The sequence below is a fragment of the Rhizobiales bacterium NRL2 genome (assembly GCA_001664005.1).
Classification (GTDB): domain Bacteria; phylum Pseudomonadota; class Alphaproteobacteria; order Minwuiales; family Minwuiaceae; genus Minwuia.
Window position 1 is genome coordinate 3,790,780 of the sequence record CP016093.1, and the last position, 15,196, is coordinate 3,805,975.

Genomic DNA, 15,196 nt, shown 5'->3' on the forward strand with positions numbered 1-15,196 from the left:
TGCACAATGATATTTATTGCACTGCGACAAAGCGGATCCGCCGCTCAGGCGGGCGCCTCCGAACGCCCCCCATGCGCGGCCGACCAGCCGATGGGATTGTTCAGGAACTTCTCCACCTCGTCGAGCGTCCGGGCCTCGAAATAGCCGCTGGCCCGGGCCGCATCCAGCACGTCCCACCAGGTGGCGAGATGGTGGAGTTCGACTCCCGCCTTCTCGAAGTTCGCCGCCGCATGGGGGAAGATGGCGTAATAGAAGACGACAAAGGCGTGATCGACTTTGGCGCCGGCCTTCCGGATGGCGTCGCAGAAATTGACCTTCGAGCCGCCGTCGGAGGTCAGATCCTCCACCAGCAGAACCCGGTCGCCTTCGTTGAGCTCGCCCTCGATCTGCGCCATCCGGCCGAAGCCCTTCGGCTTCTTGCGGACATACTGCATGGGCAGCATCAGGTGATCGGCGATCCAGGCGGCGTAGGGAATTCCCGCTGTCTCGCCGCCGGCGACACTGTCGAAACTTTCGAAACCGACTTCACGGCCGAGATTCTCCCCGGCCAGTTCGACGATCTTCCGGCGTACGCGCGGGAAGGAAATCAGCCGGCGACAGTCGATGTAGACGGGACTGGCCCAGCCCGCGGTGAAGATGAACGGCTTGTCCGCATTGAAATGCACGGAGTTCGTTTCGATCAGCATCCGGCTGACCAGACGCGCCGCTTCGATCGCCATGGGGTGGTCTCGTTCGGGCTTCATCCCATATCCCCTCCTGTCACGCCAACGGGCCGGTTATAGTCGCCGCGCCCGCTTCCCTCAAAGCCCGGAATGAGCCAGACCATGACGATTTCTCCGCCAGTCGCCGAACGCCGCCCGCACATGCTGGCCGCCCACGGGGTGGAGCGCGACGATCCCTACCACTGGCTGCGCGACGAGAACTGGCGCGAGGTGATGCGCGATCCGTCGGTTCTGCGGCAGGACATCCGCGACTATCTGGAAGCCGAAAACGCCTACACCGAAGCGATGCTGGCCGACGTCGCCGACCTGCGCGGGAAGCTGTTCGAGGAACTGAAGGGCCGCATCAAGGCCGACGATTCGTCCCCGCCGCTGCCGGACGGGCCCTTCGCCTACTATGTCCGCTTCGAGGAGGCCGGCGAGCATCCGCTCTATTGCCGGCAGCCGCGCGAGGGCGGCCCCGAAGAAATCCTGCTGGATGGCGACGCGCTGTCGAAGGAGCACGCCTTCTACCGTCTCGGCGCAGTACGTCAGTCCTTCGACCACAGGCTGCTGGCCTGGGCCGAGGACGTGAAGGGTTCCGAACTCTATCGGGTCAGGGTGCGCGACGTCGATTCGGGTGCGGTCATCGACGAAGGCCCGGAAGGCACACACGGCAACATCGTCTGGGCGAAGGACAACGCCCATTACTTCTATACCGCGCTGAACGAGGATCTGCGCCCGGACCGGGTCTACTGCCATCGCATCGGCGACGGTCCGTCGAAGGACCGTCTCGTCTATCACGAGACCGACAACGGCTATTACCTGGGGGTCGACGAGGGCGACAGCCGGGAACTGGTCTACATCGTCTCCCACGCTTCCGAGACCACCGAGGTGCGGATTCTCCCCGCCGACCGACCCGACGCCGATCCCGTCGTGATCGCGCCGCGGCGCGAGGGCCATGAATACGACGTCACCGATCAGGGCGGACGGCTGATCATCCGCACCAACCGCGACGGCGCCGTTGACTTCAAGCTGATGGAGACGCCGCTGGCGGCGCCGGGCGAGGAGAACTGGCGCGAACTCGTGCCGGCGCGCGAAGGCGTGCTGCTGCGCGGCGTCACGGCATTTTCGGGCTGGCTGGCGCGCCTGGAGACCGTGGACGCCCTGCCCCGCATCGTCATCACCGACACGGCGACGAACGAAAGCCACGAAATCGCCTTCGACGAGGAGGCCTATTCGCTCGGCATCGGCGGCGGGCAGGAGTACGAGAGCGGCCGCCTGCGGTTCTCCTACTCCTCGCCCACGACGCCGGAACGGGTGTTCGACTACGACATGGTCGTGCGGGAGCGGGAACTGCTGAAGGAGCAGGAAATCCCCTCCGGCCACGATCCGGCCGACTACGTCGTCCGGCGCATCCAGGCGAAGGCCCATGACGGCGAGGAGATCCCGGTGACCGTCCTCCATCGCGCCGACGCGCGGCTGGACGGGACCGAACCGCTGATGCTCTACGGCTACGGCTCCTACGGCATCTCCATCCCGGCGAGCTTCAGCCCGCACCGCTTCAGCCTGGTCGACCGCGGTTTCGTCTACGCCATCGCCCATATCCGCGGCGGCATGGAGAAGGGCTACCGCTGGTACCTCGACGGCAAGCTGGAGAAGAAGACCAACACCTTCCGCGACTTCATTTCCGCCGCCGAAGCCCTGATCGGACGCGGTTGGGCCCGGGCCGGCGAGATCGCCATCCACGGCGGCAGCGCCGGCGGCATGCTGGTCGGCGCGGTCGCCAACATGCGCCCCGACCTGTGGAAGGCCGTCGTCGCCGAGGTGCCGTTCGTCGACTGTCTGACGACGATCCTGGACGACAGCCTGCCGCTGACCCCGCCCGAATGGACCGAATGGGGCAACCCGATCACGACGAAGGCGGTCCACGACCTGATGCTGTCCTACAGCCCCTACGACAATGTCGAGGCGAAGGCCTATCCGGCGATGCTGATCAATGGCGGGCTGACGGACCCGCGCGTGACCTACTGGGAGCCGTCGAAATGGGCGGCGAAGCTGCGCGCGAGCAAGACCGACGACAATCTGCTGCTGCTGAAGATCAACATGGAATCGGGCCATGGCGGCTCGGCCGGCCGCTTCGACAAGCTGAAGGAAGTGGCGCTGAACCACGTCTTCCTGCTCAAGGTCTTCGACAGGACATGAGACGGAGTTGATTTCCGCCCCGGCCCGAACACATCAACGCCCATGACCGCGAGTGAACCGACCCACGTGAAACTGCCCAACCGGGGCGTCCTCAGCGTCGCCGGGGCGGAGGCCGAGAGCTTCCTGCAGAACCTCGTCTCCAACAACGTCGCGCCGGCATCGCCGGAGACCGGAGTCTACGCCACGCTGCTGACGCCGCAGGGCAAGTTCCTGCACGACTTCTTCGTCGTCCGCGACGCCGCAGGCACGATCCTCCTCGACTGCGAGGCCGACCGTCTGGAGGACCTGAAGCGGCGGCTGACCCTCTACAAGCTGCGTGCGAAGGTCGAACTTGCGGACGTGAGCGCCGACTGGGCCGTCGTCGCCCTGCTTGCGGGCAGCGCCGGCGCGCCGATCGAATTCCAGGATCCCCGCCACGCCGACATGGGCCGCCGCGCGTTGCGGCCGGCCGGCGCGGAAATCCCCGGCGAGGAGCGGCCCTTCGCCGACTACGAGCGCCGGCGGCTGGAATGCGGCGTGCCCGACGGCAGCCGCGACATGGAGGTCGAACGCTCCTTCCTGCTGGAGAACCGCATCGACGAGTTCCACGGCATCGACTTCAAGAAGGGCTGCTATGTCGGCCAGGAGCTGACGGCGCGCACCAAGTACCGCGGCAATGTCCGCAAGCGCCTGACGCCGGTGACGGTGGATGGTGAACTGCCCGAACCCGGAACCCCGGTCACGATCGACGGCAAGGAAGTCGGCGCTGTGCGCTCGGGCCTCGGCGACCGGGCGCTGGCCATGCTGCGGATCGAGCGGCCCGAAGGCGAGCTCCGGGCCGGAGAGACGCGGCTTACGCCCCTCTGAACACCCGCCTCAGCGCCGCCGCATAGTCGTCGAGAGCCGCCTGGGCCATGGCGACCGGCTTGATCATCCGCATGAAACCGTGAACCACCGTCGGATATTCGATCAGTTCCACCGTCACCCCGGCTTCGCGCAGGCGGTCGGCATAGGCCACGCCCTCGTCGCGCAGCGGATCATAGCCGGCGACCTGCACCAGCGCCGGCGGCAGACCGGCGAGATCGCCGGCCAGCAGCGGCGAGGCGTCGGGGTTCTTTCGCGCCCCGGCGTCGGGCACGTACATCGAACTCACCAGGTCGATCGCCGCCTTCGTCAGGAAATAGCCCTCGGCGTTCTCGACCAGCGATCCGCCCTCGGCGGTGAAGTCGGTGGCCGGATAGATCAGCGCCTGGAAAACAGGCTGCACCCCACCGGCATCGCGCAGGCGGCGCGCGATCACCGCCGCCAGATTGCCGCCGGCGCTGTCGCCGCCGACGGCGAGGCGCGCCGGATCGACGTCCAGCCGCCGCGCGTTCTCCGCGATGTAGCGCCAGGCATGTTCGCAGTCCTCGACCGCCGCCGGAAAACGATGCTCCGGCGCCAGACGGTAGTCGACGGCGATCACGACGGCGTCCGAGCGCGCGGCCACGATGCGGCAGAGCGCGTCATGCGATTCCAGATCGCCCATGACCCAGCCGCCGCCGTGGAAGAAGACCAGCGCCGGCGCCACGGCCGGCGCGAAGCGCGGACGATAGATGCGGATCGGCACGTCCGGCTGCCTTGCCCCGTCGCCGGGCGCCGTCGAGTTCTCGACCGAGGCGAGATCGGGCGTCGGCGGGTTGAAGGCCGGATTGGCGGCGTTGTAGCCGGCGCGCATCTGGTGATGGTCCGGCTTGTCGATGCCGCCGCCCCCGGCGGCCAGGCCGTCCAGCAGCGCCTGGCAGTCGGCGTCCAGCGGCGGTCGGCTGTTGCGCGGGCTGTCCATGTCCTCGTCTCCCCTCAGCTCAGCGGTATCATGACATGCTCGGCATAGGCCGGGCGCTGCTGCAGCCGCTCGTAATAGGCCGCGACATGGCCCAGGTCCGGCCGCTCCATCGGCAGGTGCAGCCAGCGGTGAACCAGCGCGCCGACGGGAATGTCGCCCATGGTCATCGCACCGCCGGCGACCCATTCGTTGCGGCCGAGATGGTCGTCGAGTACGCCCATGTGACCGTTGAGCCGCCGCGCCGCGTCACCGATGGCGATCCAGTCCCGCTCGGCTTCCGGCGTGCGGATCAGCCCTAGGAACACCGTCACCAGGTCGGCGATCAGGCTCGAGTTCTGCCAGTCCATCCAGCGGTCGGCCAGGCTGCGCGCCGCCGGGTCGTCGGCCCAGAGCTCGCCGGCCGAGTGTGTGGCGCAGAGATAGCGCACGATGGCGTTGCTTTCCCACACCACGACGCCGTCGTCGTCGATCACCGGCACCCGGCCATTGGGATTCATCGTCAGATAGGCGGGATCGTCCAGCCCGCCGAAGCTGCCGCCGGCATCCTTGTGTTCGTGGGCAAGGCCCAGTTCGGCGACCGTCCACATGACCTTCTGGACATTGATCGAGTTCCGCCGGCCCCAGATTCTCAGCAAGGTTCCCTCCCCTGACGCTCTCAACCGCGCTTCAGGCGCTGTCTCACGATCGTGAATACCGTGAAGGTCCCGCAGATGGCGACCATGGCCCAGACGAAACCTTCCGGATCATGGTAGTCCATGCTGGCGCCGAGGACCATCGGCCCGGCCAATGCGCCGAAGCCATAGAGCGTGCCGAATGCGGCGTTGGCGGTCACCAGATCGGCGCCCGAGAACCGCTCGCCCTGGATCGCCATGGCGACGGTGTAGATCGACGCGGCCGCGCCGCCCCACAGGAACAGATCGAGCAGCCGCGCAGGCCGGCTGTCCATCAGGCCAGGCAGCAATATGATCAGAAACGTGGCCGTCGCAGCCAGGATGACCAGCAGCTTGATCCGGTCCATGCGGTCTGCCAGCCAGCCGACGGGAAACGCGAAGACCATGCCGCCGAAGACCACCGCCGAGATCAGGGTCACGGCCTCGGCGTCGCGGAGGCCGGACCGGCGGCCGAACACCGCCATCAGCGCCGTCGAGCCGTTCTCGATCATGGCGTAGAGCAGCATGGCGCCGGCCAGGGTGGGCGCGACCCAGAGATAGCGCCAGACGCTGAAACTGGGCCGGCCCTCGAAGACCGGCGCGACGACGGGCACGAAGGCCATCGGCAGCGCCGCCGCCGCCATGATCGCCGCCCCGGCGACGAAGGGTGTCCAGCCTTCCACGCCGACCACCCAGATCAGCAGCGGCCCGCTGGCGAAGGCGGCGGACAGCACGGTGTTGTAGAGCGCCATGACCCGGCCGCGATTGTGGTTCTGCGTGACCTGGTTGATCCAGCTTTCCGAGGTCACGAACAGCGCCGCGACGGCGACGCCCATGACGAAGCGGATGGGCAGCCAGATGTAGTAGTTCTGGAACGCCTTCAGCGCCAGCAACAGGGCGACGTCGGTCAGCACCGCCGCCAGGATCACCTTCTTCGCGCCGAGCCGGTTGACCCAGAGCGGAATGAACTGCGCGGTGATCAGGATCGCCAGGGGCGCCATTGCCGAATTGACCCCAATGGCGGTGCGGCTCCAGCCCTCGCCCTCCAGGATCAGCCCGACCAGCGGAAAGGTGAGGCCCAGCGCCATGGCGGCAACGGCGATGGAACTGATGGCGACGGTGACGCCGACGACGCGTTCGCGCCGCGCCAGCGCCGCCACGGTCATTCGGAATCCAGGTGCTGGTAACGGATGATCGGGGCGTTGTTCTGATAGGAAAAGATGGGAATCGCTTCGATCGAGGTGCCCCGCAGCCGGCGCAGCAGTTCCTCCAGCACGAACTCGGTGACGTCGGCGATGGGCATCGTCAGCGCCTCCCGCACCGGACGGAAGGCGAGATCCAGCAGTTCCCCCGAGCCGCCGAGCGGCGTTCCCGGGCCGCCATGCGCATGCGCCGCGTCGGCCACGAAGAAGCGCGCGTGGAACCGGATCGGCGAGGGCGGCGGCGTGATGGCGCGCGCCATGTAGTCCAGCGGCGCGAGGTCCGGCTTCAGCCGCTCTCCCTCCAGCTCGCCGAAGATGAAGCCCGTCTCCTCCCAGGTTTCCCGCACGGCGGCGACGGCAAGCCCGCGGGCCACGTCCTCTCCGACCTGTCTCGTCAGGCGGCTCTTCGGCTTCGGCGGCAGGTCACGCAGCACCTCCGCCATGCGGTCCTCCCGGTCCAGACGACCGCCGGGGAAGACATACATGTGCGGCATGAAGCGGTGCCGGCTGGCGCGCCGTCCCATAAGCACCTCGGCGTCCTCGCCCTCGCCCCGCAGGATGACCAGGGAGGCGGCGTCGCGCGGCCGGACGGGCCGCGTGCCCTGCCCGCTCATTCTTCCAGATCCAGATGCTTGCCGTGCAGATAGCGGAACAGCGGCACCTTGTGCTTGCCCGACCTGGGCGGCGGATTTTCCAGATTGTCCTCGATCGTGCGCAGGACGACGCCGGTGATCCGCGGGATCGGCAGCGTCAGCGCCTTCTCGATCGTCACCCAGTGAATGTCCAGCAGTTCGCCCGAGGATTCGATAACCTCGTTGGCCAGCCGGTCCGCATCGGCCATGAAGAAGCGCGCGTTGAAGCGGCGCGGCCGGTAGGGCGGCGTGATCGCGCGGTAGACATATTCGAGGGCTTCGAAGTCCGGCGCATGGCCGGTGGCGAAGAAATCGCGCCAGTTGCGCGGCACCGACTTTTCCGGTTCCGGGTCCGGCTTGCCCAGGATCAGGCCCGTCTCTTCGAAGGTTTCCCGGATCGCCGCCGCCGCCAGGGCGCGGACGCGCGCCGCCGTCGCGGCCTTTCCCAGATGGGCGGCGACGTGGGGCTGCAGATCGTTGGCGCCGCGCACCCGCCAGTCGGTGCGCTCGACACCGCCGCCGGGGAAGACCCAGTTGTTGGGCATGAAGCTGTGCTTGCCATGCCGTTCGCCCATCACGACTTCGATCTTCCTGCCCGCCTTGCGGTAGAGCACGAGCGTGGCGGCGTCGCGCGGGCGCAGCGCCTTCGTGCCGGGTTTTCTCAGATGCTTGTCGTTGTGGTCTTTCGGCGGTTCGGCCATGGTCTGATGCTCTCTCCCCTGCAAGCAGCGGGGCGAAAATGACCGCTGCAGGCGGGGTTGTCCAGTTGGCATGGCCGCATTGCGGCCCTGCGGAGGAAAGCTTCAGTCGCCCGGATTGAGCAGGGGCCCGTCGCCGGCGTCGAGGGCCGGCAGGTTGACGATGTCGCCGACGACCCGCGCCTTGCCCTCGGCGATCAGGCGTACGGCCAGGGGATAGATCCGGTGCTCGACCTCCAGCACGCGGCCGGCCAGCGTCTCGGGCGTGTCATCGGCCATCACCGGCACGGCGCCCTGCACGATGATCGGCCCTTCGTCCATCTCGGGCCGGATGAAGTGCACCGTGCAGCCGGTGATGCGGACCCCGGCCTCCAGCACGCGCTCGTGGACGTGCAGACCCTTGAAGGCCGGCAGCAACGAAGGATGGATGTTGATGATGCGGTCGCGCCACCGGTCGACGAAGGCCTTCGACAGGATGCGCAGGAAACCGGCGAGACAGACCAGGCCGACGTCGTGGGTCTCCAGCGCGGAAGCGACAGCCTGGTCGAATTTCGCCCGCGATTCGAATTCCCGGTGATCGATGACGAGGGTATGGATGCCGGCCTTGCGGGCGCGCTCCAGCCCCGCGGCCCCCTCCACGTTGGAAACGACCAGCGCGATCTCCGCCGGAAAGGCGTCTGCCGCACAGGCGTCGATCAGGGCCTGCAGATTGGTGCCGCGCCCCGATATCAGAACACCCAGCTTCAGACTTGCCACGCCTCGATCCCCGCGATCTCGACGCCGGGCGTGGCGGTGACCTCGCCCATGCGCCAGACCCGCTCCTTCTTGTACTTCAGGAACGCGATCACCTTCTCGGCCTCGGCCTCGGGCACGATGGCGACCATGCCGACGCCGCAGTTGAAGGTGCGCGCCATCTCGGCGGGCGTGACGCCGCCGGCCTTGGCCAGCCAGCGGAACACGGCCGGCAGCTCCCAGCTCGCCGCATCCAGCGCGACGCCCGTCCCGTCCGGCAGGACGCGCGGGATGTTGTCGGTCAGCCCGCCCCCGGTGATGTGCGCCAGCGCCCGCACCTGGTCCAGCTTGAGCGCCGAAAGCAACGGCTTCACGTAGATCCGGGTGGGGGTCAGCAGCGCCTCGCCCAGACTTGACGTATCGTCGAAGGGCGCCGGGGCCGCGATGTCCGCGCCGCTGTGTTCGACGATGCGGCGAATCAGGGAATAGCCGTTGGAATGCGGACCGCTGGACGCGATCCCCAGCACCGCGTCGCCCGGGCGGATGGCGTCGATGCGCGGCAGAACCCGGTCGCGCTCCACCGCGCCGACGCAGAACCCGGCCAGATCGTACTCGCCCGGGCGGTAAAGGCCGGGCATTTCCGCGGTCTCTCCGCCGATCAGGGCGCAGCCGGCCAGCCGGCAACCCTCGGCAATGCCGCGGACCACGTCCGCCGCCTGCTCGACCGACAGCTTGCCGGTGGCGAAATAATCCAGGAAGAACAGGGGCTCGGCGCCCTGTACCACCAGGTCGTTGACGCACATGGCCACCAGATCCTGGCCCACCGTGTCATGTCGGCCGACCTGCCCGGCCAGGGTCAGCTTGGTGCCGACGCCGTCGGTCGCCGCCACCAGAAGCGGATCGGCATATCCCGCGGCCTTCGGATCGAACAGCCCGCCAAAACCGCCCAGGGAACCGACGACGCCCGAACGGGCCGTCGAATCCGCATCGTTCCTGATGCGGTCCACCAGGTCCGCGCCGGCATCGACATCGACGCCGGCGTCGCGATATGTGAGGCCGTTGGTGATGACGTCCGTCCGCCCGCGGTTTAAGGTGCGCGGCGACTATTCCGTCAATGGAGCTGGATTGCAATGCCTGCCGGCGTCACCCGATTGGCTGTGCTGATATGCCTGATCCTTTCGGCCGCGGCGCCCGCCGCGGCGGCCGATCTGTTCACGGTCAGCGGCATTGCCGTCGAAGCCCGGGCCGAGAGCACCGAGGCGGCCAAGGTGCAGGCGCTGGTCAACGCCCGCCGGCAGGCGCTGGAGGCGCTGACCGCCAAACTGGCGCGGCGCGGGGACCAGGCGGCCGTGCAGTATCCGGACGACGCCGCCATCGACGCCATGATCGCCTCGACCCAGGTCGCGGACGAACAGACCGCGCCCGACGGCTATCGCGGCGTCTTCAGTTTCGAGTTCGAACCGGAGGCCGTGCGCGGCCTGCTGCGCCGGCAGCAGATCCCCTTCACCGAGGCGCGCTCCGGCCCGATGCTGGTGCTGCCGGTGCTGCGGACGGCCGGAGAACCGGCGCTCTGGGCAGACCCCAACCCCTGGCTGGAAGCATGGGAACGCTTCGACAGCAGCACCCGGCTGACCCCGATCCGCACGCCCTTCGGCGACGTCGAGGATGTCCTGTCCCTTTCGGCCGAACAGGCCCTGGCGGGAGACGAGGCCGCCATCGAGGCGCTGGCCGACCGCTATGGCGTGGAGACCGTGCTGGTGTTCGACGCGGCGCTGACCATCGATCAGGAAGCCGGCCGCACGGACATGGACGTCTCCATGATGAGTTACGGTCCCGACCCCTATCCGCTGGTCACCCGCGGCTTCAGCGCCGATACGACCGAGGACGTGCCGCTGTTCCTCGATCGGGCGGTGATCGAGATGGTCGGCGAGATCGAGGATCTCTGGAAGGAGGCGGCGATCGCCGGCGCCGACCGGGCGCAGCAGGCGCTGAGCGCTCTGGTGCCGCTCGGCTCGTTGGCCGACTGGGTCGACATTTCGGCCCGGATCGAGGCGATCCATCTCGTCCGCCGCCTGCACCTGGAAGCGCTGAACGCGCGCGGGGCGCTGGTCGCCATATACCATACCGGCGATGCCGAGCGGCTCGGGCGCGCCGCGCAACGGCAGGGTCTCGGCCTGGAGGAGCAGCCGGAAGGCTTCTGGATCATCACCTCCCGGGGCGGCCTCAGGTGACCGCAGGCCGCCAGACGGCCTGGTGGGCCGCCATCCTGATCGGTTTCGTTCTCTCGGTCTATCTGCTGCGGGACATGCTGCTGCCCTTCGTCGTGGGCATGGGCGTCGCCTATCTGTTCGACCCGCTGGCCGACCGGCTGGAGCGGATCGGTCTGAACCGGACCATGGCGACCACGGTCATCACGTGCTTCGCCTTCGTGCTGTTCCTCGTGATCCTCGTCGTACTCGTCCCCATGATCGTTGAGCAGTCGGCAGCGCTGCTGAACCAGATGCCGGAATACGCCAACCGGGCAGCAGAGATGATGCGCACCCTGGTCTACGACATCCAGCAGGCGGCCGAACTGCGCGGCGTGGAGGTATCGGAAGCGGAAAAGGAAGACGCGATCCGGCGCTATGCGGAGCAGGCCATCGACTTCTTCGGTCAACTGGCCGGAAACATGCTCCGTGGCGGCGTGGCGGTGCTCAACTTCGTCTCCCTTCTGGTCATCACCCCGGTCGTGGCCTTCTATCTGCTGCTGGACTGGGACCGGATGGTGGCCGCGATCGGCCGGTGGCTGCCGCGGGAGCATGCCGACGAGATCAAGACGGTCGCGCGCGAGATCGACCGCACCCTGGCCGGCTTCATCCGCGGCCAGGGCACGGTCTGCATCACGCTTGTCATCTACTACGCCGTGCTGCTGGAACTGACCGGACTCAACTTCGGCTTCCTGATCGGCCTCTTCTCGGGTCTGCTGTCCTTCATTCCCTTCGTCGGGGCCATTTTCGGCGCCGTCGCTTCGATCGGGCTCGCTGTCGTGCAGTTCGGCTTCGAAGGCATATGGCTCATCGTGGCGGTGGCCGTCATCTACGTCGTCGGCCAGTTGCTGGAAGCCTATGTCCTGACGCCGAAACTGGTGGGCAACAAGGTCGGACTGCATCCGGTCTGGGTGATGTTCGGCGTGCTGGCCGGCGGCGTGCTGTTCGGCTTCGTCGGCATGCTGCTGGCCCTGCCGGTCAGCGCCGTGATCGGCGTGCTGGCGCGTCACGGTCTGCAGCGCTACATGGCCAGCCGGCTCTACGATCCCGAGAACCCGGTATGACGGCGGCCCGGCAGCTCGGACTGGATTTCGGCGGCCGTCCGATCTACGCCCGCGACCACTATCTGCGCGCAGCCTGCAACGCCGCGGCGCACGACTGGGTGCTGCGCTGGCCGGACTGGCCGGCCCCGGCCATCGCCCTCTACGGCCCCGCGCGCAGCGGCAAGTCTCACCTGGCTCACATCTGGGCCGAGATCGCCGGCGCCCGGATCGTCGACGCCGACGATCTGACGCTGGAGAGCGTGGCCGAGTACGCCGGCGCGCCGGTGGCGCTGGAGCGCGCGGAACGCGTGGCCCAGCCCAGGGCACTGCTGCATCTCTACAACCTGCAGCGGGAGGCGCGGACGCACCTGCTGCTGCTGTCGCGGACCGCGCCGGCGCACTGGCCCCACGATCTGCCCGACCTCACCTCCCGGCTTCAGGCCGCGCCCGCGGTGGCGATCGATCAACCGGACGACGCGCTGTTCGGTCCGCTGCTGGTCAAGCTGGCCGCGGACCGCCAGCTTTCCATGCCACCGGAGGTGGTGCACTATCTGACCCAAAGGCTGGAACGCACCTTCGAAGCGGCCGAAACCACGATCTCGGCCATCGACCGCGCCGCGCTGGGCGGCAAGCGCGCGGTGACGGTGCCGCTGGCCGGGCAGGTAACAAGGGAACTCAGGGGGGAATAGCCATGGATCTCGGCATCAGGGGCCGCAGCGCCATCGTCTGCGCGGCCAGCAAGGGACTGGGGAAGGGCTGCGCCATGGCCCTGGCGGAGGAAGGCGTCGACGTCGTCATCACCGCCCGCAGCGAGGACGTGCTGGAAGCGACGGCGAAGGAAATCCGCGACCGCGCAGGCGTCAATGTCACGCCCGTCGCCGGCGACATCACCACCGAGGCCGGCCGCCGGGCCGCTCTGGCCGCCTGTCCCGATCCGGACATCCTGGTCAACAACGCCGGCGGACCGCCGCCGGGCAATTTCCGCGACTGGACGCGCGAGGACTGGATCAAGGCGCTCGACGCCAACATGATCACCGCCATCGAGCTCATCAAGGCAACTGTGGACGGCATGATGGACCGGGGCTTCGGGCGGATCGTCAACATCACCTCCCAGTCCGTGAAGCAGCCGATCGACATCCTTGGCCTCTCCAACGGCGCGCGGGCCGGATTGCACGGCTTCGTTGCAGGCGTCAGCCGCACCACCGTCCACCGCAATGTCACCATCAACAACCTGCTGCCCGGCCCTTTCGACACCGACCGGCTGAATTCCGGCTTTGCCTTCCGCGCACAGAAGGACGGGCGTCCGGCAGCCGAACACAAGGCCGAGGCGGCAGCCGTGAACCCATCGGGCCGTTTCGGCACGGCGGACGAATTCGGACGCGTCTGCGCCTTCATGTGTTCCGTCCATACCGGCTACATGACCGGTCAGAACGTCCTGCTTGACGGCGGCGCCTATCCGGGCACGTTCTAGGACAGATCCTCTCGAATGAACGAGGTAGCATGATGAAATTGAAGGACTTCCTGATCGCTGCCGCCGCGGTTGCGGTATTGGCCGCACCTGCCGCCGCTCAGATCGACCCGGTCATCGGCAAATGGTGGAACGTCAAGAAGACCGCGCATATCGAGATCGCGCCCTGCGGCGACAGTGTCTGCGGCAACATCGTCTGGATGCAGGAGCCGAACAACGCGGACGGCACGCCGAAACGCGACGTCAACAACGACGACGAAGCGCTGCGCGACCGCACGATCCAGGGCCTGCAGATCATCGGCGGCTTCGAGAAGGAAGGGCCCGGCGTCTGGGACGACGGCGAGATCTACAATCCCGAGGACGGCAACACCTACAGCTCCAACATGGCAATCCAGGAGAACGGCAACCTGGCGGTCGAGGGCTGCGTGCTGTTTCTCTGCAGGGAGCAGGTCTGGGAACCGGTCAAGGAGTAGACGCCGCGCGCCCGTTCAGGATTCCCGCATCGCCCGCCGGAGCGAGATGCGGATGGGCTCCAGCAGGTATTCGAGCGGAGTCTGCTCGCCGGTGACGATCATGACTTCGGCGGGCATGCCGGGCAGCAGTTCGGCGCCTTCCGGAAGCGGCGACAGGTCCGTCAGTTCCACCTGCGCCACATAGAAGGTTTCGCCGGTGCGCTCGTCCTGCAGCGCATCCGCGGAGACCGTGCGCACCCGTCCGTCGAGTATGGGATTCTCCGCGATCTTGAAGGCGGCGATACGCACCCGGGCCGGCAATCCGGCATGCACCACGTCGATGTCGGCCGGGCTCACCCGCGCCTCGACGGTCAGGCTCTCGCTGGCCGGCACGATGTCGAGCAGCGGTTGGCCCGGAGAGACGACACCACCCGTGGTGTTGACCTGAACATTGACGACGATGCCGGAGACGGGCGCGACGATTTCCGTACGGCGGATGACGTCATCGGCGGCGGAGAGCCTGTCCCGCAGGTCGGCGATCTCCGCCTGCACTTCCTGCATGCGGCCCACGACCTCGTTCAGGAAGCGGGTCCGGACATCCAGGATCGTCAGCTCGGTCTCGCCGATCTGGCGTTCGGCACGGGCGATGGCGGCGCGGTTGCGCGCCAGTTCGCCGCGCAGGGCCGCCTGCTGGCGCTGCAGGTCCAGCAGGCGCGGACGGCGGGCCAGCCCCTTCTCCACCAAGTCGGCGAGGCCCTGCTCCTCTTCCCGGATCAGTTCGAGCTGGCGCTCGACCGCCTGGATTTCCTCGCGCAGGCCGGTGATCTCCTCGCCGAACTGGCTGATGCGCTCGCGGTTTATGTTGGTCTGGCTGGTCAGGAAATTGCGCCGTTCCCCGAAGACCGTGCGCTCTCCCTCGATCAGCGCCTCTCGTTCCTGGCGGTCCGTCACCAGCTGCGTCAACGCTTCCGGGAACGCGATGCTCTCGGCCCGGTCGCGCTCAGCTTCCAGCCGCGCCCTCGCGGCCATGGCGGAGGCGAGACGACCGCGCAGCAGTTCGACCTCGGAGCGCGCCCGGATGTCGTCGAGGACGATGACGACCTCGCCCTGCGCGACCAGGTCGCCTTCCTTGACCCGAATCTCCCGCACGATGCCGCCTTCCAGGTGCTGCAGCGTCTTGCGCCGCCCCTCCACGATCACGGTGCCCGGCGCGATGGCCGCGCTCTGCAGCGGCACGAAGACGGCCCAGCCACCGATGCCGAGAAAGAACGCGGCCACGACAAGGCACCCGAACAGAGTGAGTCGCCCGATGCCCAGCTTCGGCTGACGGTCCAGCGGGTTCTCGCCGGCTGGCGCCGGCGCAGAA

The 15,196-nt window shown here is 67.8% G+C and carries 16 protein-coding genes; 7 read left to right on the plus strand and 9 right to left on the minus strand.

Annotated elements, in window-relative coordinates; all coding sequences use genetic code 11:
- Positions 1-44: 44 nt before the first annotated feature.
- Positions 45-719 (minus strand): orotate phosphoribosyltransferase, encoded by a 675-nt coding sequence (locus TEF_17715; GenBank protein ID ANK82422.1) that lies wholly within the window; start codon positions 717-719, stop codon positions 45-47.
- Positions 720-812: 93 nt separating this feature from the next.
- Here TEF_17715 and TEF_17720 point away from each other — a divergent pair, with 93 nt between their 5' ends.
- Complete coding sequence (locus TEF_17720) at positions 813-2,903, plus strand: peptidase S9 (protein ANK82423.1); 2,091 nt, start codon at positions 813-815, stop codon at positions 2,901-2,903.
- A gap of 42 nt (positions 2,904-2,945) precedes the next feature.
- Positions 2,946-3,749: a hypothetical protein gene (locus TEF_17725; protein ID ANK82424.1), complete on the plus strand. Its 804-nt coding sequence runs from the start codon at positions 2,946-2,948 to the stop codon at positions 3,747-3,749.
- Here TEF_17725 and TEF_17730 read toward each other — a convergent pair.
- The 7 genes from TEF_17730 to TEF_17760 all read right to left on the minus strand — a co-directional run bounded on the left by TEF_17730 (position 3,736) and on the right by TEF_17760 (position 9,688).
- On the minus strand, positions 3,736-4,707 hold the full coding sequence (locus TEF_17730; protein ID ANK82425.1) for a hypothetical protein: 972 nt from the start codon (positions 4,705-4,707) through the stop codon (positions 3,736-3,738). The genes TEF_17725 and TEF_17730 overlap by 14 nt on opposite strands.
- Positions 4,708-4,721: 14 nt before the next feature.
- Positions 4,722-5,342: a glutathione S-transferase gene (locus TEF_17735; protein ID ANK82426.1), complete on the minus strand. Its 621-nt coding sequence runs from the start codon at positions 5,340-5,342 to the stop codon at positions 4,722-4,724.
- A 20-nt stretch (positions 5,343-5,362) separates the two neighbouring features.
- The gene (locus TEF_17740) at positions 5,363-6,523 is read right to left on the minus strand and encodes a hypothetical protein (GenBank protein ID ANK82427.1); all 1,161 of its coding nucleotides are present in this window, start codon (positions 6,521-6,523) and stop codon (positions 5,363-5,365) included.
- A complete protein-coding gene (locus tag TEF_17745) occupies positions 6,520-7,173 on the minus strand; it encodes a hypothetical protein (GenBank protein ANK82428.1) in 654 nt (217 codons plus the stop codon). The genes TEF_17740 and TEF_17745 overlap by 4 nt, the downstream gene beginning before the upstream one ends.
- Entirely contained in the window at positions 7,170-7,892 is a 723-nt protein-coding gene (locus tag TEF_17750; protein ANK82429.1) for a hypothetical protein, read from the minus strand. The genes TEF_17745 and TEF_17750 overlap by 4 nt, the downstream gene beginning before the upstream one ends.
- 102 nt (positions 7,893-7,994) lie before the next feature.
- On the minus strand, positions 7,995-8,645 hold the full coding sequence (locus TEF_17755) for a phosphoribosylglycinamide formyltransferase (protein ANK82430.1): 651 nt from the start codon (positions 8,643-8,645) through the stop codon (positions 7,995-7,997).
- Positions 8,633-9,688: a phosphoribosylformylglycinamidine cyclo-ligase gene (locus TEF_17760; GenBank protein ANK82431.1), complete on the minus strand. Its 1,056-nt coding sequence runs from the start codon at positions 9,686-9,688 to the stop codon at positions 8,633-8,635. Before TEF_17760 ends, TEF_17755 begins: the two co-directional genes overlap by 13 nt.
- Positions 9,689-9,778: 90 nt before the next feature.
- On the opposite strand from TEF_17760, the gene TEF_17765 reads away from it, so the two are divergent.
- Genes TEF_17765 through TEF_17785 form a run of 5 tightly spaced genes read left to right on the plus strand, consistent with a single transcriptional unit; the run spans position 9,779 to position 13,851 of the window.
- Positions 9,779-10,852: a hypothetical protein gene (locus tag TEF_17765; GenBank protein ID ANK82432.1), complete on the plus strand. Its 1,074-nt coding sequence runs from the start codon at positions 9,779-9,781 to the stop codon at positions 10,850-10,852.
- A complete protein-coding gene (locus TEF_17770) occupies positions 10,849-11,931 on the plus strand; it encodes a hypothetical protein (protein ID ANK82433.1) in 1,083 nt (360 codons plus the stop codon). The genes TEF_17765 and TEF_17770 overlap by 4 nt, the downstream gene beginning before the upstream one ends.
- Positions 11,928-12,599, plus strand: a complete 672-nt coding sequence (locus TEF_17775) for a hypothetical protein (protein ID ANK82434.1) — start codon at positions 11,928-11,930, stop codon at positions 12,597-12,599. Before TEF_17770 ends, TEF_17775 begins: the two co-directional genes overlap by 4 nt.
- A gap of 2 nt (positions 12,600-12,601) precedes the next feature.
- Complete coding sequence (locus tag TEF_17780) at positions 12,602-13,381, plus strand: 3-oxoacyl-ACP reductase (GenBank protein ANK82435.1); 780 nt, start codon at positions 12,602-12,604, stop codon at positions 13,379-13,381.
- A 32-nt stretch (positions 13,382-13,413) separates the two neighbouring features.
- The gene (locus TEF_17785) at positions 13,414-13,851 is read left to right on the plus strand and encodes a hypothetical protein (protein ID ANK83580.1); all 438 of its coding nucleotides are present in this window, start codon (positions 13,414-13,416) and stop codon (positions 13,849-13,851) included.
- Positions 13,852-13,866: 15 nt separating this feature from the next.
- On the opposite strand, the gene TEF_17790 is transcribed toward TEF_17785, so the two are convergent.
- Positions 13,867-15,147 (minus strand): hypothetical protein, encoded by a 1,281-nt coding sequence (locus TEF_17790; GenBank protein ID ANK83581.1) that lies wholly within the window; start codon positions 15,145-15,147, stop codon positions 13,867-13,869.
- Positions 15,148-15,196: the final 49 nt, after the last annotated feature.